The 20,941-nt window shown below is 63.3% G+C and carries 23 protein-coding genes and 1 pseudogene; 15 read left to right on the top strand and 9 right to left on the bottom strand.

Features of this window, described 5'->3' with window-relative positions; genetic code table 11:
* The first annotated feature begins 79 nt into the window (after positions 1 to 79).
* Positions 80 to 1,615 carry an MFS transporter gene (locus BMW76_RS21320; RefSeq protein ID WP_090868656.1) on the top strand — a complete coding sequence of 512 codons (1,536 nt, stop codon included), beginning with the start codon at positions 80 to 82 and terminating at the stop codon, positions 1,613 to 1,615.
* A gap of 67 nt (positions 1,616 to 1,682) precedes the next feature.
* Here BMW76_RS21320 and BMW76_RS21315 read toward each other — a convergent pair whose 3' ends face one another.
* Entirely contained in the window at positions 1,683 to 2,324 is a 642-nt protein-coding gene (locus BMW76_RS21315; RefSeq protein ID WP_090868654.1) for a DUF1109 domain-containing protein, read from the bottom strand.
* The gene (locus tag BMW76_RS21310) at positions 2,321 to 2,866 is read right to left on the bottom strand and encodes a sigma-70 family RNA polymerase sigma factor (RefSeq protein WP_090868860.1); all 546 of its coding nucleotides are present in this window, start codon (positions 2,864 to 2,866) and stop codon (positions 2,321 to 2,323) included. Before BMW76_RS21310 ends, BMW76_RS21315 begins: the two co-directional genes overlap by 4 nt.
* A gap of 329 nt (positions 2,867 to 3,195) precedes the next feature.
* Between BMW76_RS21310 and BMW76_RS21305 the strand changes: the two genes are divergently transcribed.
* The 3 genes from BMW76_RS21305 (at position 3,196) to BMW76_RS21295 (ending at position 4,944) form a co-directional block, all read left to right on the top strand.
* On the top strand, positions 3,196 to 3,834 hold the full coding sequence (locus BMW76_RS21305; RefSeq protein WP_090868858.1) for a cytochrome b/b6 domain-containing protein: 639 nt from the start codon (positions 3,196 to 3,198) through the stop codon (positions 3,832 to 3,834).
* A 20-nt stretch (positions 3,835 to 3,854) separates the two neighbouring features.
* Positions 3,855 to 4,631 (top strand): molybdopterin-dependent oxidoreductase, encoded by a 777-nt coding sequence (locus BMW76_RS21300; protein WP_090868652.1) that lies wholly within the window; start codon positions 3,855 to 3,857, stop codon positions 4,629 to 4,631.
* 64 nt (positions 4,632 to 4,695) lie between these two features.
* Positions 4,696 to 4,944: a pentapeptide MXKDX repeat protein gene (locus BMW76_RS21295; RefSeq protein WP_090868650.1), complete on the top strand. Its 249-nt coding sequence runs from the start codon at positions 4,696 to 4,698 to the stop codon at positions 4,942 to 4,944.
* An 80-nt stretch (positions 4,945 to 5,024) separates the two neighbouring features.
* Here BMW76_RS21295 and BMW76_RS21290 read toward each other — a convergent pair whose 3' ends face one another.
* Positions 5,025 to 6,086: a class I SAM-dependent methyltransferase gene (locus BMW76_RS21290; protein WP_090868648.1), complete on the bottom strand. Its 1,062-nt coding sequence runs from the start codon at positions 6,084 to 6,086 to the stop codon at positions 5,025 to 5,027.
* Between the two features lie 229 nt (positions 6,087 to 6,315).
* Here BMW76_RS21290 and BMW76_RS21285 point away from each other — a divergent pair, with 229 nt between their 5' ends.
* Together BMW76_RS21285 and BMW76_RS21280 are read left to right on the top strand one after the other, a co-directional pair.
* Positions 6,316 to 6,735, top strand: a complete 420-nt coding sequence (locus BMW76_RS21285; protein WP_090868646.1) for a MarR family winged helix-turn-helix transcriptional regulator — start codon at positions 6,316 to 6,318, stop codon at positions 6,733 to 6,735.
* A 91-nt stretch (positions 6,736 to 6,826) separates the two neighbouring features.
* Positions 6,827 to 8,140 carry a chloride channel protein gene (locus BMW76_RS21280; protein ID WP_090868644.1) on the top strand — a complete coding sequence of 438 codons (1,314 nt, stop codon included), beginning with the start codon at positions 6,827 to 6,829 and terminating at the stop codon, positions 8,138 to 8,140.
* Positions 8,141 to 8,239: 99 nt separating this feature from the next.
* Here BMW76_RS21280 and BMW76_RS21275 read toward each other — a convergent pair whose 3' ends face one another.
* A complete protein-coding gene (locus BMW76_RS21275; protein ID WP_090868856.1) occupies positions 8,240 to 8,605 on the bottom strand; it encodes a hypothetical protein in 366 nt (121 codons plus the stop codon).
* A gap of 858 nt (positions 8,606 to 9,463) precedes the next feature.
* On the opposite strand from BMW76_RS21275, the gene BMW76_RS21270 reads away from it, so the two are divergent.
* The gene (locus BMW76_RS21270) at positions 9,464 to 9,835 is read left to right on the top strand and encodes a porin (protein WP_090868642.1); all 372 of its coding nucleotides are present in this window, start codon (positions 9,464 to 9,466) and stop codon (positions 9,833 to 9,835) included.
* 97 nt (positions 9,836 to 9,932) lie between these two features.
* Here the strand turns inward: BMW76_RS21270 and BMW76_RS21265 are convergent, their stop codons facing one another.
* A complete protein-coding gene (locus tag BMW76_RS21265; RefSeq protein ID WP_090868640.1) occupies positions 9,933 to 11,186 on the bottom strand; it encodes a LysR family transcriptional regulator in 1,254 nt (417 codons plus the stop codon).
* Between the two features lie 581 nt (positions 11,187 to 11,767).
* Between BMW76_RS21265 and BMW76_RS21260 the strand changes: the two genes are divergently transcribed.
* From BMW76_RS21260 to BMW76_RS21235, 6 genes are all read left to right on the top strand, one after another.
* Positions 11,768 to 13,072: a gallate dioxygenase gene (locus BMW76_RS21260; RefSeq protein WP_090868638.1), complete on the top strand. Its 1,305-nt coding sequence runs from the start codon at positions 11,768 to 11,770 to the stop codon at positions 13,070 to 13,072.
* Positions 13,073 to 13,182: 110 nt separating this feature from the next.
* Positions 13,183 to 14,544 carry an MFS transporter gene (locus tag BMW76_RS21255; RefSeq protein ID WP_090868636.1) on the top strand — a complete coding sequence of 454 codons (1,362 nt, stop codon included), beginning with the start codon at positions 13,183 to 13,185 and terminating at the stop codon, positions 14,542 to 14,544.
* A 105-nt stretch (positions 14,545 to 14,649) separates the two neighbouring features.
* Positions 14,650 to 15,675 (top strand): amidohydrolase family protein, encoded by a 1,026-nt coding sequence (locus BMW76_RS21250; protein WP_090868634.1) that lies wholly within the window; start codon positions 14,650 to 14,652, stop codon positions 15,673 to 15,675.
* Between the two features lie 2 nt (positions 15,676 to 15,677).
* Entirely contained in the window at positions 15,678 to 16,361 is a 684-nt protein-coding gene (gene ligK / locus BMW76_RS21245) for a 4-carboxy-4-hydroxy-2-oxoadipate aldolase/oxaloacetate decarboxylase (RefSeq protein ID WP_090868631.1), read from the top strand.
* 14 nt (positions 16,362 to 16,375) lie between these two features.
* Positions 16,376 to 17,083 carry a substrate-binding domain-containing protein gene (locus BMW76_RS21240; protein WP_090868629.1) on the top strand — a complete coding sequence of 236 codons (708 nt, stop codon included), beginning with the start codon at positions 16,376 to 16,378 and terminating at the stop codon, positions 17,081 to 17,083.
* Positions 17,084 to 17,267: 184 nt separating this feature from the next.
* Positions 17,268 to 18,488, top strand: coding sequence for a porin (locus tag BMW76_RS21235; RefSeq protein ID WP_090868627.1), 1,221 nt, complete (start codon positions 17,268 to 17,270; stop codon positions 18,486 to 18,488).
* A gap of 124 nt (positions 18,489 to 18,612) precedes the next feature.
* Here BMW76_RS21235 and BMW76_RS21230 read toward each other — a convergent pair whose 3' ends face one another.
* The 4 genes from BMW76_RS21230 to BMW76_RS21215 all read right to left on the bottom strand — a co-directional run bounded on the left by BMW76_RS21230 (position 18,613) and on the right by BMW76_RS21215 (position 19,795).
* Positions 18,613 to 18,897 (bottom strand): hypothetical protein, encoded by a 285-nt coding sequence (locus BMW76_RS21230; protein ID WP_090868625.1) that lies wholly within the window; start codon positions 18,895 to 18,897, stop codon positions 18,613 to 18,615.
* A gap of 129 nt (positions 18,898 to 19,026) precedes the next feature.
* On the bottom strand, positions 19,027 to 19,305 hold the full coding sequence (locus tag BMW76_RS21225; RefSeq protein WP_090868623.1) for a hypothetical protein: 279 nt from the start codon (positions 19,303 to 19,305) through the stop codon (positions 19,027 to 19,029).
* A gap of 10 nt (positions 19,306 to 19,315) precedes the next feature.
* Positions 19,316 to 19,525, bottom strand: a complete 210-nt coding sequence (locus tag BMW76_RS21220; protein WP_090868854.1) for a hypothetical protein — start codon at positions 19,523 to 19,525, stop codon at positions 19,316 to 19,318.
* A 24-nt stretch (positions 19,526 to 19,549) separates the two neighbouring features.
* On the bottom strand, positions 19,550 to 19,795 hold the full coding sequence (locus BMW76_RS21215) for a hypothetical protein (RefSeq protein ID WP_090868621.1): 246 nt from the start codon (positions 19,793 to 19,795) through the stop codon (positions 19,550 to 19,552).
* Positions 19,796 to 20,106: 311 nt separating this feature from the next.
* Between BMW76_RS21215 and BMW76_RS21210 the strand changes: the two genes are divergently transcribed.
* Together BMW76_RS21210 and BMW76_RS21205 are read left to right on the top strand one after the other, a co-directional pair.
* Positions 20,107 to 20,427 (top strand): hypothetical protein, encoded by a 321-nt coding sequence (locus BMW76_RS21210; protein WP_090868852.1) that lies wholly within the window; start codon positions 20,107 to 20,109, stop codon positions 20,425 to 20,427.
* A gap of 199 nt (positions 20,428 to 20,626) precedes the next feature.
* Positions 20,627 to 20,941 (top strand): annotated as a pseudogene (locus BMW76_RS21205) (hybrid sensor histidine kinase/response regulator); the annotation flags it as partial.

The raw sequence follows: 20,941 nt of genomic DNA, 5'->3' as shown, positions 1-20,941 counted from the left end.
TTCATCGGAAATCGGCTCGCCAATAGGGACTGAAGTTCCCGATATATTAACCGTTCATTCACTGCGTCGGGTTCACGTCATGCCGCCACTCCTCTCTCGCAAGAACACGCTTGCGCTGCTCGCCGCGTGCCTCTCGTCATTGATGTTCGGTCTCGAGATTTCCAGCGTCCCCGCGATCCTGCCGACACTCGAACATCTTCTGGGCGGTGACTTCAAGGACATCCAATGGGTCATGAACGCCTACACGATTGCGTGCACGACCGTCCTGATGGCGACGGGCACGATCGCGGATCGCTTCGGACGCAAGCGTGTGTTCGTCGTCAGCATCGCGTTGTTCGGCGTTACGTCGTTGCTATGCGGGCTCGCCGCCAACATGGCGGTGCTGATCGCGGGGCGCTTCCTGCAAGGCGCAAGCGGCGGCGCGATGCTCATCTGCCAGGTGGCCGTGCTTTCTCATCAGTTCCGGCAGCCGCGCGAGCGCGTCAACGCGTTTGCTGCGTGGGGCATCATCTTCGGCATCGGGCTGGGGTTCGGGCCGATCATCGGCAGCGCGACGGCCGCGCTCGTTGGCTGGCAATGGGTCTTTCTGGTTCACGCACCATTGGCGCTTGCAACGATTGCACTCGCGGCGAGCGGCGTCAGCGAATCGCGTGATCCGCATGCGCAAAAGCTCGATGCATGGGGCGCCGCGACGCTGTCGCTCGCCCTATTCGGCCTCGCTTTCTATATCACGCAGGGCGCGGACCTCGGTTTCACGAGCCTGTCTGCGCTCGGCATTGTCGCGATGAGCGCGCTCTGCCTGATCGCATTCGTCGTCGCCGAGAACATGAGTGCGCATCCGATGTTCGACTTCTCCGTCTTTCGCATCCGCGCGTTCTCGGGCGCGTTGATCGGCTCAGCGGCGATGAATTTCAGCTTCTGGCCTTTCATGATCTATCTGCCCGTGTACTTCCACAATGCACTCTGCTACGACGATCTTCGCGCGGGACTCGCGCTGCTCGCCTATACGCTGCCGACGCTGGTGGTGCCGCCCGTCGCGGAACGCCTCGCTTACCGCTATCGCCCGGTCTACGTCATTCCAGGCGGACTGTTCACGATCGGCGTGGGTTTCTTTCTGATGCGCATCGGCAGCGTCGCCGAACGCGCGAGCTGGATCACGATGCTGCCCGGTTGCGTTATTGCGGGCGTCGGCCTGGGCCTCACCAACACGACAGTGACGAACACGACCACGGGCGCGGTGCCGAGCGCGCGCGCCGGCATGGCTTCGGGCATCGACATGAGCGCGCGCATGATCGCGCTCGCTATCAACATCGCATTGATGGGGTTCGTATTGGTGGCGGGCGTCGATGCATCGTTGTCCCGCACGCTTGCGGGCGCGCACGACGCCGCGCAGATTCATGCGCTAAGCGTTGCGATTGCGGCAGGCCACAGTGTCGCGCTCGATCAGAAGACCGCGCACGATGCGCTCGTGCGTGGCTTCGGCTGGGTGATGCTGTATGGCGGCGCGGGCGTGTGGATACTCGCGGCTGCGAGCTTTCTGACCTTCGGCGCGGCGGCCAGCCTTCGGCAACACGGTGAAGCCCAAGCGACCACACGTGCGCAATGCGCAGATTGAACTGACTCGCAAGCGCGACAAGGACGCCCAAGGCTTTCGAGCGCGCGAACCGGCGATGAGGCGCGTCCTACCATCGCAATAACTTCGGTCCGAGCCACGCGCCGATGCCCGCGGGCATCAGCATCCCGATTGCGTACCACACGCTCCAGAATGCCGGACTCATCTCGGGGCAATGCAGGCAGTACACGACCGTTGCGGTGGAACTCGCGAGCAGGCCGGCGGCGGCACCCGCGAGCCGCAGATGCGTCGGCGCGAGCGCCTTGACGGCCCAGAACACGGCAGGAAACGTCGGCACGGAAAGCAGCAGGATGTTGAACGGACACGTGCGCCACGTTTGACCGAGCACGAGCGGCCAGCGTCCCTCGGGCGCCACGCCATCGAGCACGAGCGCGCCCGCGACCCACACCGCGACGAACGGCAGCGCGACGAGCGCCCACGTATAACCAGCTCTCGCGCCCGGACGGCCGAGCCGCATCACGGCGAGCATCGCGCCGACGGCAATCGCGAACGGATACGCGAGCTTCGCCCAGAAGATGCTCGTGCGCGCGACGCTGCCGAGGTCGTGCCGCACGCCGAACACGACGGTCATCAGGATCAGCGAGCCCAACGCGCCGAGCAGCATCGCCTTGATGAAACGGCGCGCGACGGCCACGCGATCGACGCGCGTCACATGGTTCGACAGGAGGCTAATGAGATCGTCGGTCTTCATCGCAGCCCCCGAATGAGTGCAGCCAGTGCCTTGAGGCCACGATGCACGCCCACCTTGACGGCCGATTCAGAGAGACCGGTGATGCGTGCCGTTTCCGTCACCGACAAGCCTTCGAGTTTCATATGGACAATGGGCAGCCGCTGCTTGTCCGGCAGATGCGCGAGCAGCTTGCCGATGTCGTGACGCGCCTGCGCGGGTTCGTCGTCGGTGTCGGCGAGCAGGTCGGCGTGATCGTCGAGCGGATCGTTCAACGATTCGCGGCGGGCGCGCGAGCGGAAGAAGTCCATCAGCTTGTAGCGGGCGATCGCATGCAGCCAGGCGGTCAGCGGTTCGTCCGCGCGATACGTGTGACGCGCGTTGTGCACGGCGAGCAGAATCTCCTGGACGAGGTCTTCGACGTCGTCGCGGTAGTTCGGAATGCGCTTGCGCAAGTAGCCGCGCAAATGACGGGTGAGCGCTTGCAGAAAGCTGCGATAAGCGTCGGCATCGCCGTCGAGACCGCTGACGAATAGCGCTTTCAGGCGGCTTTCCGCGTCTTGCAACATGGTTCCCCTATTGGCGAGACGACGAGTCGACGACCCATGCGAATAGCCCGCGTCCGCAGACGCGAGCGCGCCGCCCAGTTTCAGATCGATCGTTTCGGAACAGCCGAAGCCGTGATGCGCCACTATAGCGCGGTCGTGGTCCATCGTCGTCACCCGCTTCCTTTATCACGCTAGTTCGCGCTTTCGCGGCTGCCGGTTACACCGCGCGCGAAATTTTTCACGCCGGTCAAAAACGTTGAACGCATCTGCGCGATGAGCGGGCGATGCTGTAACCAACTGCGCGTCGGCAGCGAATTGACAGGTATCCGACCGTCATGGTGATCGACATGGAAACGATGAAAGCGCCACTCACGCCAGCGCGCGAGACTTCGCCACGCAATCCGCCGATTCATCCCGTCTGGCTGCGCATCACGCATTGGCTCAATGCATTGGCCGCGCTGATCATGATGTTTTCCGGCTGGCGTATCTACGACGCTTCGCCCGTGTTTCATAACATCGTGATTCCCCCGTCGATCACCCTCGGCGGCTGGCTCGGCGGCGCGCTGCAATGGCACTTCGCGGCGATGTGGCTGCTGGTGTTCAACGGGCTGGTCTATCTCGCGCTCAACATCGCGAGCGGGCGCTTTGTTTCGAAGTTCTTTCCGCTGTCGCCGCGCGACGTGCTGCGCGATCTGATTGCCGCATTGAGCGGCAAGCTCTCGCACGCGGACTTGCGCCACTACAACGCGGTGCAGAAGCTCGCGTATCTCGTCATCGTCATCGATCTTGTCGTGCTCGTGCTGTCGGGGCTCGCGATCTGGAAGTCCGTGCAATTTCCGCTGTTGCGCGAGCTGATGGGCGGCTACGACAACGCACGCATCGTTCACTTCTGCGCAATGGCGGTGATGGCGGCGTTCGTCGTCGTGCACATCGCGATGGTTGCGCTCGTGCCGCGCTCGCTGCTGACGATGCTGCGCGGCCGCTGATCTTTGTCGAGGGACACGCCATGAGCATCAACGACAGAAAAATCATCAAGCTCGACCGCGCCGCGATTCTGGCGGATGCGAGCCGCGAACTGGACATGCCGTCGCGCCGTCTGTTCGGCAAGCGGCTGTTGACGTTGGGCGGACTGTCGCTGTTGACAGGCTGCTCGATCACCGATGACGAGTCGGTCAACAAGTTTCTGATGGCGGTCTCGCGCCTGAACGATCGCGCGCAGGCGCTCCTGTTCGATCCGAACCGCCTCGCGCCGACCTACACCGAAGCGCAGATCACGCGGCCGTTTCCGTTCAACGCATACTACGGCATCGACGAAGTGCCCGAGGTGGACGGCAGCGACTATCGACTGAAAGTGAGCGGCCTGGTAAGCGGGCAGCGCGTGTGGACACTGCCCGAGTTATACGCACTGCCACACGCGGAACAGATTACGCGGCACATCTGCGTGGAAGGCTGGAGCGCGATAGGGCACTGGGGCGGCACGCCGTTTCGGGAGTTCCTGCGCCGCGTGGGTGCCGACACGACGGCGAAATACGTCGGCTTTCGATGCGCGGACGACTACTACGAGAGCATCGACATGCCGACGGCACTGCATCCGCAGACCCTGCTCACGTTCGACTACGGCGGCGAGCGTCTGCCCGCGAAATACGGCTATCCGATGAAGCTGCGCATGCCGACCAAGCTCGGCTACAAGAACCCGAAGCATATCGTCGAGATCTTCGTCACCAACACGTATCCCGGCGGCTATTGGGTCGACCAGGGCTACAACTGGTTCGGCGGTTCGTGAGCGCCGCCCGTTTTACTGGTTCCGGTATGGCCGGATGCCACTTTCAACCCCAAGGAGATGAGCAATGAAACGACTGATGACGGCAATCATCGCGGCAACGCTGGCAATGGGCACCTCCGCTGCATTCGCGCAGGCGAGCGGCGCGATGTCGAACGATCAGATGTCACACGACACAATGGGCAAGGGCAACATGTCTCATGACACGATGAGCAAGGACGGCAAGTCTCACGACAAGATGAGCAAGAGTCACAAGATGAAGAAGAACGATTCGATGAAAATGGATCATCCCGCGTCAGGCGCGATGTCCGAGTAGGCGTAGGGCAGCGAGCGAGACCGGGCGTGCGTGCGCGCCCGGCCCGTTTTCATAGCTGTTCCATGTGTCGGCGCATCCGTTTACGCCTGCGCCTGAAAGACCAGATTGAATGGCGTCTGCGTTGCGCGTCTGAAGCGCGTGAAGCCGCCCGCCGTCACGACTTCCTTGAGCCGTGCTTCGCCTGCTTGCGCGCCCAGCGCCTTTCTGCCTTCCTGCGATAACGACGCGGCCGTGCAGATCATCGTCGATGCCGAGTAGTACACGCGTCCGACAGGGTTCAGATTGTCTTCCAGCCGGTCGTTTGCGAAGGGCTCGACGATCATCCACGAGCCATCGGGCTTGAGTGACTGCAGCACATGGGCCGCAGCACCCGTCGGGTCGCCCATGTCGTGAAGACAGTCGAAGAATGCGACGAGATCGTAGCCACTTCCTGGGTATTGCTGCGCGCTGGCCACTTCGAATGTGACGCGATCGGCGACGTCCGCTTCGCCGGCCAGTTCGCGCGCTCTTTCGATGGACGGCTCGTGATAATCGTAGCCGACGAACGTGACGTTCGGATAGGCCTGCGCCATCAGGATCGTCGACGTGCCGTGTCCGCAACCGACGTCGGCGACTTTCGCGCCGCGTCCCTTCAGAACCGCTTCGACGCCGTCGAGCGCGGGAATCCATTCGTCGACGAGATGCGCTGCGTAGCCAGGCCGGAAGAACCGCTCGGTGCCCTTGAACAGCGACGGATAATGCTGGTGCCATCCGACGCCCAAGCCGGTGCGAAACGCCGCTTCCAGTTTGGGTATTGCGCGGAACATCGCTTCGGCGCAGTCGCAGAAGCCCGGAACGAAGGTCGGGCTAGTCTCTTCCGCGAAGCACATCGCCATTTCGTTTTCGAGCCGGTAGCGGGCGGTCGCTGCGTCGTAACTGATGAAGCCCGACGCGGCCTGGGCTGCCAGCCACTCGCGCACGTATCGTTCGGCAAGACCCGCGCGCTCTGCAACCTGCTCCGAGGTCATCCAGCCCTGTTCGGTCATCGCCTTGTAAATGCCGAGCCTGTCACCCAGCACAATGAGCGGCGCGGACGCCACTGCGCCGAACTCTTCGACCATGCGCGCCATGAAGTCCTGCACTTTCTGTTCGTCGTATTGCATGTGCCACCTCCTTGACGAAGGCCGAATTGATCTGACCATACGAGCGTCGCTCGCTGCCGACGATGTGCCTGCCTCGCCCATGCAAAGTATAGGAAGAAGAAAGGCGGGCGGACGACAAAGTGCGGGTACTCGCGGCCGTTTCCATCGTGTGTATGATCCGCGAACGTCGCCGGCGATCTCGCTGAAGCACTGCGTGACTCGCCGGCCCATCAACACACGAGGACCTCGAATGAGTTCAGGCAGGCAACCCGGAAAGGCGCTTCCGGGCAAAGAGGAACTGGAAGCCATGTCGGCATTCCGCTATGAACTGCGCAAGTTTCTGCGTATGTCGGAAGAAATCTCCAGCGCGGCAGGCGTCACGACGCTTCAGTATCAGCTGTTGCTGCACGTGCGCGGGTTCGAGGGGCGGCAATGGGCCACGGTCGGCGAACTCGCGGAACGCCTGCAGGCTGCGCCGAACGGCACGGCCGCGCTCGTGTCGCGCTGCGAATCGGCTGGGCTCGTGACGCGCAAGCCCGACGCGAGCGATCGACGTCAGGTGCAGGTGCATCTGACGCGAAAGGGCGAACGTTGCCTGCTCAAACTTGCCGCCGAGCACAAGGCGCACTACGGATCGTTCGGCTGGGTGTTCGGCGATAGCGGCGCATAGCCTCGCGTGAGTGGATATGCGGGTCGGCGCGGCGGGTTATGAATTTATGTCACAATCTGCCTTAATTTGCTTCGACCAGACGATCTCATCAATGCGCATTCCCGGATTTATCGACCGACGCACGATCATGCGCGGCAGGCGGCTTTGGCTGCACTACGGCGTGTTCTGGCTCGGCGCGATCGCTACCGGGCTCATTGCTGTGATGTACGCGCGGCTGATCGATTTCGGCTACGCCACGTTTCTGCGCTATGCGGCTTCGTTCTGGTGGCTGCCGCTGCTGCTCACGCCCGCAGTTGGCGCGTTCGGCGTATGGATCACGCGGCGCTGCTTTGCAGGCGCCGAGGGCAGCGGCATTCCGCAGGTCATCGCGACGCTGCATGAAGGCGGTGAACTCGGACCGCGTCTGCTGAACGTGCGTATTCTCATCGGCAAGATTGCCGTGTCGTTTCTGTCGATCCTCGGCGGCTTCACCATCGGCCGCGAAGGGCCGACGATACACGTCGGCGCTGCGCTCATGTTCAGCTTGCGGCGCTTCTATCCGGTGCGCTTCCGCAATATTCGCGGCGCAGGGCTCGATCGCAAGCTCGCGCTCGCGGGCGCTGCCGCGGGTCTGTCGGCCGCGTTCAATGCGCCGCTCGCCGGAGTCGTATTCGCAATCGAAGAACTGACGCGCAGCTTCGAACAGAGAACGAGCGGCGTCCTCATCACGGCGATTATTTTTGCGGGCATCGTCTCGCTAGGCTTGCAGGGCAACTACACGTATTTCGGCACGATCGAAGTCGACGGACACTTTCCCGATCTGCTTGCCGTCGCGGTCGTCATGCTGGGCGCCGTGACAGGCGTTGCGGGCGGCGCGTTCTGCTGGCTGCTCCTGAACACGGAGCGCTGGATGCCGGCGCGATTCGGAGCGTGGCGCAAAAGACATCCGGTGGCATTCGGCGCCGCATGCGGGCTGTTCATTGCTGCGCTCGGCGTAGCGGCCGGCGGTCATACGTTCGGCAGCGGCTATGCAGAAGCGCGCGGCATGCTCGAAGGAAACACACAACTCGGCGCGAGCTATCCGCTGCTGAAGATGGCGTCGATGATCGGCTCGTATCTACCTGGGGCGCCGGGCGGACTTTTTGCGCCTTCGCTTGCGATCGGTGCGGGCATCGGCAACGCGCTGCATCTGGTGTTCGGGCACATGCAGCTGCCGATGCTGATCGCGCTCGGCATGGTCGGCTATCTCGCGGCCGTTACGCAAAGTCCCATCACGGCATTTGTGATCGTGATCGAGATGATCAACGGACACGCGCTCGTGCTCTCGCTGATGGCGACAGCGCTGATTTCCAGCCAGGTGTCAAAGCTGTTTGCGCCACCGCTTTATGAGGCGTTGGCGCAGCGGTACGTGGCTACCCAAACATAAGCATGTTGCCTTCGGACACGATCGTTCGGCTCGAACAAGGCGCGCCGTTTTTCGGACATGGAGTGGGCTCGCGCGTGTCCCCGATAGAGCATGCGACGACTATCTTGGGGTCACACTTTCACCCTTGTGCCCCGGGTTAGCGGCAGAGGTATCGGCTGTGCAAAGTTCCAATGCGGTGATGGCCTTCCTTGCAACCGCCAACGTTTCGTCGCACGCAGCAGGCTTCTCCGATCTTGGGCATCCGCTTTGGGACGCTCGAGCGAACATCTGGCGCACTTTTTGGAGCGCCGCATCGGGCGAACCGCTGTCGTAGATCAGACGCGCGACGTTGAAGCTGCTTCCCGATGGTAATTCGACAAAATCAGGGCATTCTGTCCGAGCGGCGGCATCCGCTTCGATAAGCGCAAACGTCGCGGCCAGAGCGGCTGTACAAACGAAGCGCGAGCCAGCAGTGCTCATTTCCATGGATGGCTCCCTCATAGGTATTCGTCAACGGATGACGTCCGTCAAACAGGCGAACCCATGTTCAGGTGGGTTTCGCAAAGATGGGTGAGCAAGCGACAAACCATACGCCATTTATCGCCGGCTCGCTCGGCAGGGAGAGGGGAATTCGGACCGTTGCGCGTCCGTAGACGCCAAAGGCGCTATAGGCGATAAACGTGCCGGCTCGGCGGGTCCCGGCTCAACAAGGGCGAGCCGGCGTGCCTGAGCCACAGCGGGCTCAACGTTGCTGCGAGTTTTATTTTCAAACCGTGGCGACTTTTTCTTCGTCGAACGACCGCCCACGACGACAGCTTTCTACGCATCGCCATACCGATACGACACTTTGCCATTCGCAATCTGCTGCGCCATCTGCCACAGATCGACAGGCGTGTTCTTCTTCGCAAGCAATACGTAAGCTTGTTCGAACGCCATGCCTCGATTTCGATGGGGGCTGGCTGGCGGAAGAATTCGAGCGTGGACGTTGCCCTTGAGTTCAGCCAGGGCGATGGAAAGGCGAAGAAGCGCAGTTCCAGCTCTACCGTATCGTCGACGCGAGCGCGTCGCGCGACATTCACGCGGCCATCTACGACGCCTACAGGCTTTGCCTGGCGCTGTGAAGGCTCGTCGATCCATCCGCGTTCCATAGCGGTCTCACCCGTTCCCATAGCGAGAAAACCGGATCAGCAAGAATCTATTGCGGCGGCGCATTTTGAATGACAACGCGTAGTCGCTCCGCCATACACTGCCTTCCGTCCGTTGCAAACAGCCGTGACGATAGTCCGGAGGATTCAACACATGGCCCGCGCAGCAGGCGCGCGGCACGAAAACGATGGAGGCGTTATGCGCAAGTTTTTCCACGTACGTGGCAGCTATACGAATGTGTTGTTCAGCTATTCGGATTCGACCGGTTTGCGCTTGCAGAATCTTGAAGCATCGGGTTATGAATTTTTCACGCCGACTGTCGAAGTGGGGCTCTCATACGTCTATACGCACGGCAATTATTCGATTGGCCGCTCAACGCACTATAAACAGGTGGATCTCGCTACTCATTACCTGCTGTCGAAGCGCACGGAGCTGTATCTCGTCGGCATTCACCAGCGCGCAAGCGGTCCTGGCACGTACGCGCAGATCTATACGGCCTCACCTTCTTCCGGAAAAAACAAGACGCTTGTCCAGACGGGGATCATGCACAAGTTCTGGCAGGATGCGTGAGCCTGAGAGAGTACGGGTTGCAGGACAACCTCGACGCGCTACGCGACGTGACGGACCTGAACTTGCTGTCGGGTTCACAGCTCGGTGAACGTTACGTTTATTGCGCGCGTTCGGCCGTATGCGGCGCGCGCGCGACCTCAGTCGCAACGAGGCGGATTGCGTCGATCAGCGCACGCGCGGCCGGCGACGGCGGGCTGCCGGCGCGCAGCGTCAGCCCGATGTCACGCCGCGTGTCGTGCATCGGCACGTCGAGGACGACCAGCTGGCCGGACTCGCACTCGTAATGCAACTGCTGCGCGGACAGCGTCGCGATCATATCCGTGTGCAGCAGCAGGCCGCGAATCATCGCGAGATCGGCGGTTTCGACGGTCGGCATCGGCGGCTTCATCTTCATCCGCCGGAACATCTTTTCGAACAGACCGCGCGCCGGCGAATGCGTGCGCGGCAGAATCCATTGAGCCGTCGTCAGCTCGCGCAGCGACAGCTTCGACGCGGCGGCCAGCGGGTGTCCGCGCCGCGCGAGCACGACGAGATTCTCCGACATCAGCCGCTCGTTCTCCAGACCGCTCGCCGCGTCGTTCGCGCGCAGCGCGCCGAGGATGAAGTCGATGTCGCCGGCGCGCAGCCCCGCAACGAGCCCCTCGTACGCACTTTCATCCGTGATCACGCGGACCTTCGGATGCTGCGTGACGACGCGCGCGACCGCTTCGGGCAGGATCAGCGTGCGGCCGAGCGGCAGCGCGCCAACCGTTACTACGCCCTGGATGCTGCCGCGCAGTGCCGCGATGTCGTCGGACACATGGCCCAGTTCGTTCAGTGCGCGCCGCACGTGCAGCAGGAACGTCTCGCCGTCGGTTGTCAGCAGCAGCCCGCGCGGATGCCGATGGAACAGCGGAAAGCCGGCGCCGCTCTCGAGAATCCGGACCGCGCTGCTGACGGCCGGCTGCGTGACGCCCAGCGTGCGCGCCGCGCTCGGCATGTGCCGATGCCGTGCGAGCGTCGAGAACAGTTGCAGCCTGCGCGTGTTGAGCAGGTACGCGGGTCGGCCCGCATCGGGCACGGTGCGCCGGCGCGACTGGCGGATTCCGCACCAGCGCGCGAGCTCGTCGAGTTCGGCGAACACACGCTCGCTGCGCTTGAGTACGGCGCGCCCGACGGGCGTCGGCAGCATTCCGGACGGTTTGCGGTCGAACAGCGACGCGCCGAGCGCGGCCTCGATTTCCTGCACGGCACGCGTGACGGCCGATTGCGCGCGAAACAGAGTGGCCGCCGCGCGGCTCACGCTGCCGGTTTCGGCGACGCGCTGCACCGCGTGCAGGCCTGCGAGGTTAAGAAGTTCCGTGCGTTCCATTGAGTTGTCGAGACAGTTGCACTCGGCAAAGCGACGCCGTTGCATCGAGTTGTGTGTTCGCGAACGCGCGTCGCGCGTCGGCCATCGGAGAGACCAGTTCGACACGATTGTCCGCGCAACGCGGGCACGCGCGTTTGCGTCGTGCTTATCGGGGTATCTATTTTATTTATCGTATGCAACATCCGCCAGATGACGAACGGTCCCGCAACGCGTGCTGTTCGATGCGACGCGGCCCGCTTGCGGCGGGTGTTTCGACTAATTGCGGGGTCGCCGCGCGAGCAAAAAAGGCTTGTATCAGCACGTGCTTCGCATGGTGCGTAAGCGTTAACCCTGACTATCGGCACGTAGCGCTGGATCGGTACTGTCTGGACCCGTGATGGCTGGCATTGGCGTGCGGCGACACGGTCTGCTATCTGATCGACTGTTCGGCACGCGAGCGTATCGCCGCGCAGCACCCAAAGTGGCGATTCACGGATTCGATTCACGGATTCGTGCCACGGATTCGAGCCACGGATTCAAACGACGACGGGTCGTTGTACGAACGCCGCCCGGCACACGAGGAAATACGAAGGAGCATACGCATGGCACGCATCATCGGAGGCATCGCGGCCTCGCACACGCCCACGATCGGGTTCGCATTCGACAAGAACAAGCGCGACGACCCGGTATGGGCGCCCATCTTCGAGAACTTCGCGCCATTGTCCGCGTGGATCGAGGAGAAGCGCCCGGACGTGCTGCTGTTCATCTACAACGATCACGTGACGTCGTTCTTCTTCGACCACTACTCGGCGTTTGCGCTCGGTATCGGGCCGCAATGGCAGCCGGCGGACGAGGGCGGCGGCGCGCGCGATCTGCCGCCGATCGACGGTCATCCCGCATTCGCCGCGCACGTCGGCCAGTCGCTGATGGCCGACGAGTTCGACATGTCGTTCTTCCAGAACAAGCCGCTCGATCACGGCTGCTTTTCGCCGCTGTCGATGTTGTGCGCGCACCGTCCGGCATGGCCCGTCAAGCTCGTGCCGCTGCAAATGGGCGTGCTGCAATCGCCGGTTCCGTCGGCGCGCCGTTTTTATCGGCTCGGTCAGGCGCTGCGGCGCGCGATCGAGAGCTATCCAGAAGACCTGCGGGTCGCGATCGTCGCGACGGGCGGCCTGTCGCATCAGGTGCACGGCGAGCGCTCAGGCTTCAACAACCCAGAATGGGACGAGCGTTTCCTCGATCTGTTCGAGCGGGACCCAGAGCGGCTCGCGAACATGACGATCGCCGACTATGCGACGCTCGGCGGCTACGAAGGCGCCGAAGTCGTGATGTGGCTCGCGATGCGCGGCGCGCTGCCCGCGGGCGTCGTCTGCAGGCATCGCAGCTATTACCTGCCGTCGATGACAGGCATCGCGACGGCGATCTACGAAGGCGTCGACGCGGAGCCAGACCCGTCTGCTGTCGAGCGCCATCGCGAGCGAATGGCGGATCAGCTCGACGGCATTGAGCGGCTGCCGGGCACGTACCCGTTCTCGGTCAGCACGGCGGTGAAGGCGTACTGGATCAACGACTACCTGCACCGGATGATCGAGCCAGATCATCGCGCGCGCTTCCTGAGCGATCCAGAAGGCAGCTTCGAGGCGGCGGGCCTGTCGCCCGAGGAACGCGAGCTGATTCGCCGGCGCGACTGGCCGGGCCTGCTGCGCTATGGCGTGATCTTCTTTCTGCTCGAGAAGCTCGGTGCCGTAACGGGCGTGTCGAACCTGCACATCTATGCAGCGATGCGCGGCGAGTCGCTCGAAGACTTCCAGCGGACCCGTAACGCGCCGGGCGCACTGTACTCGGTTGCGGGCAAGGGCGCTGGCGATCCCGCCTGGGACAAGAACGTCGCGCGCGACGACGAATGACGCGGCGGTGAACGTGGCGGCGCGCATCGTGCGCGCAGGCCATGAAACCGGATTATATGAACAGGATGACTAACTAAATGACGATGTCCAGAGGAGACGGGAGGCTCGCAATGACAGGCGGAAACATAGGCGGAAAGACAATCGACATCAAGGCCTTTATCGACGAGCGGCCGGTATCGCGATACCAGTGGCTGCTCGTGGTGCTGTGCTGTCTGGTCGTGATCGCCGACGGCATGGACGTCGCGATCATGGGTTTCGTTGCGCCGTCGGTGATTCGTGACTGGGCGATCTCGCGCCCCCAGTTCGGCCTCGTGATGAGCGCCGCGCCGATCGGGCTCGTGATCGGCGCGCTGGTCGCGGGACCGAGCGCGGATCGCTTCGGGCGCAAGACAGTGCTGATCGCGTCGGTATTGCTGTTCGGCATCTTCACGATCGCGACTGCGCAGGCGGGGTCGCCTGTCGAAATGGCGGTGCTGCGTCTGCTGACGGGCATCGGTCTCGGCGCCGCGATGCCGAACACGACCACGCTGCTGTCCGAGTATGCGCCGCAACGGATGCGCTCGCTGATGATCACCGTGATGTTCACGGGCTTCAACCTCGGGTCGGCGCTGATCGGCTTCGTCGCGGGCTGGCTGATTCCCGAGCACGGCTGGCGCGCAGTGCTGATGTTCGGCGGCGCGCTGCCGCTGCTGCTGATTCCGCTGCAACTCTGGCTGCTGCCCGAATCGGCGCGCCTGCTCGCGGTGCGCGGCGCGCCGGCGCAGCGGATCGGCGCGATTCTGGGCCGCGTCTGCGGCACGCGGTTCGCCGGCGACGAGACGTTCGTGTCGAACGAACCGCCGCTGCCGACGCGCAAGCCGATCGGCGTGCTGTTCTCGCAGGGCTACGGACGCGTGACCGTGTCGCTGTGGATCACGTACTTCATGGGGCTGCTCGTGATCTATCTGCTGACGGGCTGGCTGCCGACGCTGATCAAGGATGCGGGGCTTTCCGTCAGCACCGCCGCCAATGTGACGGCGATGTTCCAGATCGGCGGCACGATCGGCGCGATCATCGTCGGCTGGCTGATGGACAAGGTGCGGCCGGCGCCCGTGATCGGCATCGCGTACCTCGGCGGCGGCGCGTGCGTCGCGCTGCTTGCGTGGGCGGGTGCACTGTCGTCGTCGCTCACGCTGCTGGTGTTCGCCGCGGGTTTCTGCATGAGCGGCGCGCAGACAGGGCTCAACGCCTACGCACCGGGCCGCTATCCGACCTTGGCTCGCGCAACGGGCGTGAGCTGGATGCTCGGCATGGGCCGCTTCGGCAGCATCTTCGGCTCGGCGATCGGCGGCGCGCTGCTCGGGCTCGGCTGGAAGTTCGACGCGATTCTGTCGATGCTCGCAGTGCCCGCGACGCTGGCGGCGATCTCGATCGTGACGACACAGCGCGCACAACGGCACGAGCCTGCCGAAATCGAAAACCCGGCGCACTGACCACACGGGATTTGCGAATTCGCGCGGCCTTCGCGACGAGGGCGGCTGCGCGATTCTCGACGTTCCTCGGCATCGCCGGAAGGTTCATCAATTGCAGGAGTGTCAATGATTATCGATATTCACGGCCACTACACGACCGCGCCAAAAGCGCTGGAGACGTGGCGCAACCGGCAGATCGCCGGCATAGGCAATCCGTCTGCGATGCCGAAGATATCCGAGCTGAACATCAGCGACGACGAATTGCGTGAGTCGATCGAGAGCAACCAGTTGCGGCTGATGCGCGAGCGCGGCCTCGACCTGACGATCTTCAGTCCGCGCGCGAGCTTCATGGCGCATCACATCGGCGATTTCCAGGTGTCGAGCACGTGGGCAGCGCTCTGCAACGAGTTGTGCTATCGCGTGAGCCGGCTGTTTCCCGATCGCTTCGTACCCGCAGCGATGCTGCCGCAGAGCCCTGGCGTCGATCCGGCGACGTGCATTCCCGAGCTGGTCCGCTGCGTCGAGGAATACGGCAATGTCGCGATCAACCTGAATCCCGATCCGTCCGGCGGCCACTGGACGAGCCCGCCGCTGTCAGACCGCCAGTGGTATCCGATCTACGAGAAGATGGTCGAGTACGACATCCCGGCGATGATCCATGTGAGCACGAGCTGCAACGCGTGCTTCCATACGACGGGCGCGCACTACCTGAACGCCGACACGACCGCGTTCATGCAATGCCTGACGTCCGATCTGTTCAAGGACTTCCCGACGCTGCGCTTCGTGATTCCGCACGGCGGCGGTGCAGTGCCGTACCACTGGGGACGCTTTCGCGGGCTCGCGCAGGAGCTGAAGAGGCCGCCCCTCGACGAGCATCTGCTGAACAACGTGTTCTTCGACACGTGTGTCTACCATCAGCCGGGCATCGATCTGCTGACGCGCGTGATTCCCGTCGACAACATTCTGTTCGCGAGCGAGATGATCGGCGCCGTGCGCGGCATCGACCCGCAGACGGGCCATCACTTCGACGACACGAAGCGCTATATCGAAGCGGCCGACATCGCGCCGCAAGACCGCTATCGGATCTACGAGGGCAATGCGCGACGCGTGTATCCGCGCCTCGACGCACAACTGAAATCGAAAGGGCTGTAATCATGTACGAACTCGGAGTCGTTTATCGCAACATTCGCCGCGCGGACCCGGGCGTCGCGCAGCGGCTCGGCGAACTGGGATCGGCGACGGTGCACGAAGCGATGGGCCGCACGGGTCTGCTGAAGCCGTATATGCGGCCGATCTATCCGCGCGCGCGGGCGGCGGGCACGGCCGTCACCGTGCTGCTGCATCCCGGCGACAACTGGATGCTGCATGTCGCCGCCGAGCAGATCCGGCCCGGCGACGTCGTCGTCGCGGCGATCACGGCCGATTGCACGGACGGCTATTTCGGCGATCTGCTCGCGACGAGCTTCAAGGCACGCGGCGCGAAGGCGCTGATCATCGACGCGGGCGTGCGCGACGTCGCGGTACTCGACGAAATGCAGTTCCCCGTGTGGAGCAAGGCGATTTCGGCGAAAGGCACGATCAAGGCGACGCTCGGCTCCGTGAATATTCCCGTCGTCTGCGCGGGCGCGCTCGTCCATCCGGGTGACGTGATCGTTGCGGACGATGACGGCGTCGTCGCCGTGCCCGCCGCAAGCGCCGTGCAGGTGCTCGAAAAGGCCGTCGCGCGCGAGGCGAACGAGGCGGCGAAGCGCGCGAAGCTCGCATCCGGCGTGCTGGGGCTCGATATGTACGACATGCGCGAGCCGCTGCGTCAGGCCGGTCTGCGCTACATCGACTGAGACGGGTGCAGCCGATGGACTATGCAGCACGGACTTCGATTGAGGTGACCGGCATCGGGTCGATGGCGACGCGCCAGATCCTCGCGCGGCTCGCGACGCAGTTCGAGCGCGACACGGGTTGCCGCGCAGCGATCACCTCGGTCGGCGGCGTCGAAGCCGCGCGTCGCGTGCAGGCGGGCGAAGCGTTCGACTTCGTGGTGCTCGCGTCCGACGCGATCGACCGGCTCGCCGCCGACGGTTGCATCGACCCGGGCAGTCGCGTCGATATCGCACGCTCGCATGTGGCGATTGCGGTTGCGGCGGGCGCGCCGCAGCCGGACGTGAGTTCGGAAGATGCGGTGCGCAACGCGATTCTTCGGGCTGGCCGGATCGGCTATTCGACGGGGCCGAGCGGCACGCATCTGAAACGCCTGTTCGCGCACTGGGGCATTGATGACGCGATCGCCTCGCGCATCGTACAAGCGCCGCCAGGCGTGCCCGTCGCGACGCTGATTACAAACGGCGATGTCGATCTCGGGTTCCAGCAGTTGAGCGAGCTGATGCACGTACCGGGTATCGACATCGTCGGGCCGTTGCCGCCTGCAATCCAGATCGTCACGGTGTTTTCGGCCGCGACGTGCCGTGCAATGCACGAGCGTCAGGCGACCCAGCAGTTCCTCACGTTCATGGCGTCGCCGCATGCGGATTCCATCAAGCGCGAGCACGGAATGGAGCCGGCATAACAGCCGCTTCGCAGCGCGATAAACAGATCAGATGGAGTGACGCATTGTTCGCAATGCGCGTACGCCGACAGATTAGGTAACCTAATGGACGCGCATGCGGTGCGCGGTGCAGCGACTGCGCGCGATCGCTCGGTATGCGTGTCCGACTCACACAATTTCAACAGGCAGCAAGGAGACTTCATCGATGAAGAAGCAGCATCCGGTTCACCTGGTCTTGGCCTCGGCCGCCGTGCTCGCATTCGCGGCGCCGGCTTTCGCGCAAAGCAGCGTCACGCTGTACGGGATCGTCGACAACGGCATCGGCTATCAGAGCAATTCGACGACCGTCGGCTCGACGACGGGCGGCAAGTCGGTCGTGAAGATGAACCAGGGCGTGTGGGCCGGCAGCCGCTTCGGGCTGCGCGGCGCCGAGAATCTCGGCGGCGGCACGAAGGCGATCTTCGTGCTCGAATCCGGCTTCAATTCCGCGACAGGCGCTGCCCAGTTCAGCGATGCGATCTTCGGCCGTCAGGCATGGGTCGGACTGACGAACGCGACGTACGGCACGCTGACGGCTGGCCGCCAGTATGCGTCCTACTACCAGACGATGTCGCCGTTCAGCCCGATCACGTGGATCACCGGCTACTACGGCGCGCACCCGGGCGACGTCGACGGACTCGACACGATCTACCGCGCGAACAACACGATCGAATACACGTCGCCGAAGCTGTATGGCTTGACGGTCAGCGGCTCGTATTCGCTCGGCGGCGTCGCGGGCAGCACGAACGCCGGCTCGACGTGGGCGACGGGCATTCAGTATGCGGCCGGCCCGTTCGGTCTGGGCATCGCGTTCGAGCGCGTGAACAATTCGAACACTGCGGGCGGCGCGTGGGGCGCGAACTCGACGACGTCGAACGGCGGCGCGCAGATCGGCGTGTCGGCGGTGACGAACGGCTATCAGACGGCGCGGGCGCAACAGCGTTTCGCGATGGGCTTGAGCTACCGTTTCACCGATGCATGGGACGCGACGGCGACGTACACGAACACGCAGTACATCCCAGGCTCGGGTTCGAAGTTCCTGAACACGGCGATCTTCAATACGGCGGGCGGCGTGCTGCACTGGAAGCCGTCGTCCGTGTGGGACTTCGGCGCTGGCTACGCGTACATGAGGGCGACGCAGGCGAACGGCATTACCGATAGCGCGCAATACCACCAGTTCAATCTGTCGCAGTATTACTCGCTGTCGAAGCGCACGGGACTGTATCTGCTTGAAGCGTATCAGCACGCGAAGGGCAAGACGCTCGGGACGAGCGGGGCGGGCAGCATCGTCGATGCGACCGCGACGCTGGGTGACGGTCTGAACACCGCGCCGTCGTCGACGGGCAATCAGTTTGCGGTCGGCGCGGGCATCATTCACCGCTTCTGACGGGACGCTGCGATGCGCGGCTGTTCATCGCCGCGCATCGGCGCGAAGTCGTGACGAAGCGCTTGCGCAACCCGTGACGCTGTCCAGTCGAGATACACATGAAAAGATTTTCCTCGTACTGCACTCACGATTGAAGCATCCTGGCTGAGGCGAGTTCATCACCATCCGCCAGCATGGCGTCGATAAGGGCGCGAGCCGCGCGGTCGACGCAAGTGAGAGCGAGGCTGTCCGAGTCGTATATGACGGGATCGGCAACGTCGCCGAGGACCCTTTGTTTTGACGCCACCGCACGCAACGACCACGAGACGCGGTATCTCAGCGCCAATCCATCGGATGAGCGGGCCGTCCGCGGCTCGATGCGCGCTTCAATAACGAATCCGCGATAACGCCCGACGATCTGGTGTTTCATCGATTGACTCCACAGTTTCGCGAGCAATAGCACCTACGGCACGGAATCGCCGGGCATCGTCGATCATCGCCGAGCGCGGCGACGATGGCCGTCATTGGACCGATGCCACCGCTGGTGTGTTCGTGTCCGTCAGCGTCCGTGATCATCCGCATCCGGACGCGCACTGAAACGCGGCTCGTTGATCCATGCGGCGAGCCAGTCGTGGAATTGCCCCCAGTCGTCGGCGAGGTCGAGTTCACGTGCGTGCAATCCGCCGCGCCTGTCATCGTCGCCGCTGCCGATCCACGCGTAGATTGTCCGCGTGCCATTCCACCAGGCGATCATGCCGTCCGTCAGATCGGCTATCGTCCCGGCGGGCATCGTGACCAGCAGGCGCGACAGGCGGGTATCGAACTCTTCGAACCTCATCGCTCGCCCCTCAATGCACGTAGCCAAAGAACGCCATCGCGCCTTCGGCTGGCGTCAGGCCCGCCCTGAAGTAACCCTCGAGCCGGTCCGCAATCGCTTCGTCGAGCTTGAAGGGCGGATGGATGTAGCCCACATTGAACGCATGGTCGTACCAGTCGCTGAGCCACGCGCGCAGTTCGATCACATATTGCGGCAATGCATTCGAAGCGTCATCGTGCATGTGCGTCTCCTTCTTGCAGAACAATCAGGCTGCCTTGCGCTCTATCCCCATCTCCGGTCGGCGCCTGTCCGGCGGAAACACGTGCCACGTGCCGTCGGCATGGCGAAAAAAGAAGAGGGAGAACGCCCCGGTTGGCCGGCTGATCTGAATGCACACGCGACACGTTCCGCCCGAGCGGGAGCGTTCCAGCAGGCGCACGCGCGCTGTACGGTCACGCGTCGAGCCGACCAGTTTTTCGACCTGAGAGCGCAGCGATTTGTTGCCCGCCATGACTTTCTCCGCGATGCACGATGAATCGATGCTACGGGTGACCGATGCGCGTGCCCAATCGGCGGCGGCGGAATGTCGTCTCAGGAAGCGCTGATTTCGGCCGTCAGGATTTCCTTAACCGGAACAGCGTGAAGCGCCGGCATATAAGGGTTTTTACGGGGCGCCGTGGATTTCCTCATGAATGGACGTTAAGGATTTCCTGACACGCGAATCAGGATGTCACACGACCGTCTTTGCGCGTGCGCTGACTGCAACACGAGTTCTGATCGCAGATGATGAGTCATCGAAACGCGATGTTGAGCCGATGCATCATGATGGCCTATCTGTCCGAGCGGGAGAACGTTGTCGAGCAGGTCGAGTCGCTCTGTCTGCGGCTGTTCGACGCCTGGTGCGAGACGCGCAGTGTGACGCCGCTCGCCTATCTGTTGCATTGCTGGCCGTTGACGGACAGCGCGCCGGGCGCTTTGCGGCGGGTCGGTGAAACGATGCGCTATCTGCGGCGCCATCACGCGGACCAGCTCGACGCGTACGGCTTTCACGCGCTGTGTGAATTGGCCGATCTGATCGACGAACTGATAGAACGTCCGGCGCGCACGGTCCGGCTGATGGCGGTGGGGGACGTGCCGGAATAGTGAGCGGACAACGCAGGCAAAACGGGCAAAGACAACCGACAAAGACAACGGGTAAAGACATATGGGCTGGCCGCAGTGGCTGCGGTAGGCGCACGCGTTGTTTCATCGGATGTTTGAAAGCGGGGTGAGGCGCGGTAGACCGGGCTTTGGCATCGAGTGCAGAATAGGACACACACGACGGCAGCACTCGCAGGAAGATATGGCTCTCGACAGGTTCGACGCATGGTGGAGCGGGCTCCGTTACGTGCGGCGCAGCGTGGTGCTGCGGCTGCTGGCGACGGTGCTCGTCTTTAGCTGCGCGATCACGCTGATCCTGACGGCGGTGCAGCTCTATCGCGACTACGAGCGCGGCATCGCGCAGATTCAGAACCGTCTCGTCGATATCGACCGCAGCTATCGCGACAGTCTCGGCGAAGCGCTATGGCGGCTCGATCAGCCGCAACTGAAGCTGGAACTGGATGGCATGCTTCGCCTCGCCGATATTCGCGCGGCCGAAGTGCGCGAGTCGCCGTCG

The sequence above is a fragment of the Paraburkholderia diazotrophica genome, assembly GCF_900108945.1.
In the GTDB taxonomy this organism is placed as follows: domain Bacteria; phylum Pseudomonadota; class Gammaproteobacteria; order Burkholderiales; family Burkholderiaceae; genus Paraburkholderia; species Paraburkholderia diazotrophica.
The sequence above is the reverse complement of the archived record's forward strand: the minus strand, read 5'-3'. Positions and strand labels throughout refer to the sequence as shown.

What these genes read in the sequence shown, in the direction of transcription:
- BMW76_RS21235 (WP_090868627.1), top strand. Translation starts at nt 17,268, where the DNA reads ATGAAGAAGCAGCATCCGGTTCACCTGGTCTTGGCCTCGGCCGCCGTG.
- BMW76_RS21270 (WP_090868642.1), top strand. Translation starts at nt 9,464, where the DNA reads ATGCGCAAGTTTTTCCACGTACGTGGCAGCTATACGAATGTGTTGTTC.
- BMW76_RS21280 (WP_090868644.1), top strand. Translation starts at nt 6,827, where the DNA reads ATGCGCATTCCCGGATTTATCGACCGACGCACGATCATGCGCGGCAGG.
- BMW76_RS21215 (WP_090868621.1), bottom strand. Translation starts at nt 19,795, where the DNA reads ATGGCGGGCAACAAATCGCTGCGCTCTCAGGTCGAAAAACTGGTCGGC.
- BMW76_RS21265 (WP_090868640.1), bottom strand. Translation starts at nt 11,186, where the DNA reads ATGGAACGCACGGAACTTCTTAACCTCGCAGGCCTGCACGCGGTGCAG.
- BMW76_RS21250 (WP_090868634.1), top strand. Translation starts at nt 14,650, where the DNA reads ATGATTATCGATATTCACGGCCACTACACGACCGCGCCAAAAGCGCTG.
- BMW76_RS21260 (WP_090868638.1), top strand. Translation starts at nt 11,768, where the DNA reads ATGGCACGCATCATCGGAGGCATCGCGGCCTCGCACACGCCCACGATC.
- BMW76_RS21210 (WP_090868852.1), top strand. Translation starts at nt 20,107, where the DNA reads ATGATGGCCTATCTGTCCGAGCGGGAGAACGTTGTCGAGCAGGTCGAG.
- BMW76_RS21230 (WP_090868625.1), bottom strand. Translation starts at nt 18,897, where the DNA reads ATGAAACACCAGATCGTCGGGCGTTATCGCGGATTCGTTATTGAAGCG.
- ligK (WP_090868631.1), top strand. Translation starts at nt 15,678, where the DNA reads ATGTACGAACTCGGAGTCGTTTATCGCAACATTCGCCGCGCGGACCCG.
- BMW76_RS21275 (WP_090868856.1), bottom strand. Translation starts at nt 8,605, where the DNA reads ATGGAAATGAGCACTGCTGGCTCGCGCTTCGTTTGTACAGCCGCTCTG.
- BMW76_RS21300 (WP_090868652.1), top strand. Translation starts at nt 3,855, where the DNA reads ATGAGCATCAACGACAGAAAAATCATCAAGCTCGACCGCGCCGCGATT.
- BMW76_RS21255 (WP_090868636.1), top strand. Translation starts at nt 13,183, where the DNA reads ATGACAGGCGGAAACATAGGCGGAAAGACAATCGACATCAAGGCCTTT.
- BMW76_RS21240 (WP_090868629.1), top strand. Translation starts at nt 16,376, where the DNA reads ATGGACTATGCAGCACGGACTTCGATTGAGGTGACCGGCATCGGGTCG.
- BMW76_RS21290 (WP_090868648.1), bottom strand. Translation starts at nt 6,086, where the DNA reads ATGCAATACGACGAACAGAAAGTGCAGGACTTCATGGCGCGCATGGTC.
- BMW76_RS21285 (WP_090868646.1), top strand. Translation starts at nt 6,316, where the DNA reads ATGAGTTCAGGCAGGCAACCCGGAAAGGCGCTTCCGGGCAAAGAGGAA.
- BMW76_RS21225 (WP_090868623.1), bottom strand. Translation starts at nt 19,305, where the DNA reads ATGAGGTTCGAAGAGTTCGATACCCGCCTGTCGCGCCTGCTGGTCACG.
- BMW76_RS21315 (WP_090868654.1), bottom strand. Translation starts at nt 2,324, where the DNA reads ATGAAGACCGACGATCTCATTAGCCTCCTGTCGAACCATGTGACGCGC.
- BMW76_RS21320 (WP_090868656.1), top strand. Translation starts at nt 80, where the DNA reads ATGCCGCCACTCCTCTCTCGCAAGAACACGCTTGCGCTGCTCGCCGCG.
- BMW76_RS21305 (WP_090868858.1), top strand. Translation starts at nt 3,196, where the DNA reads ATGGAAACGATGAAAGCGCCACTCACGCCAGCGCGCGAGACTTCGCCA.
- BMW76_RS21295 (WP_090868650.1), top strand. Translation starts at nt 4,696, where the DNA reads ATGAAACGACTGATGACGGCAATCATCGCGGCAACGCTGGCAATGGGC.
- BMW76_RS21220 (WP_090868854.1), bottom strand. Translation starts at nt 19,525, where the DNA reads ATGCACGATGACGCTTCGAATGCATTGCCGCAATATGTGATCGAACTG.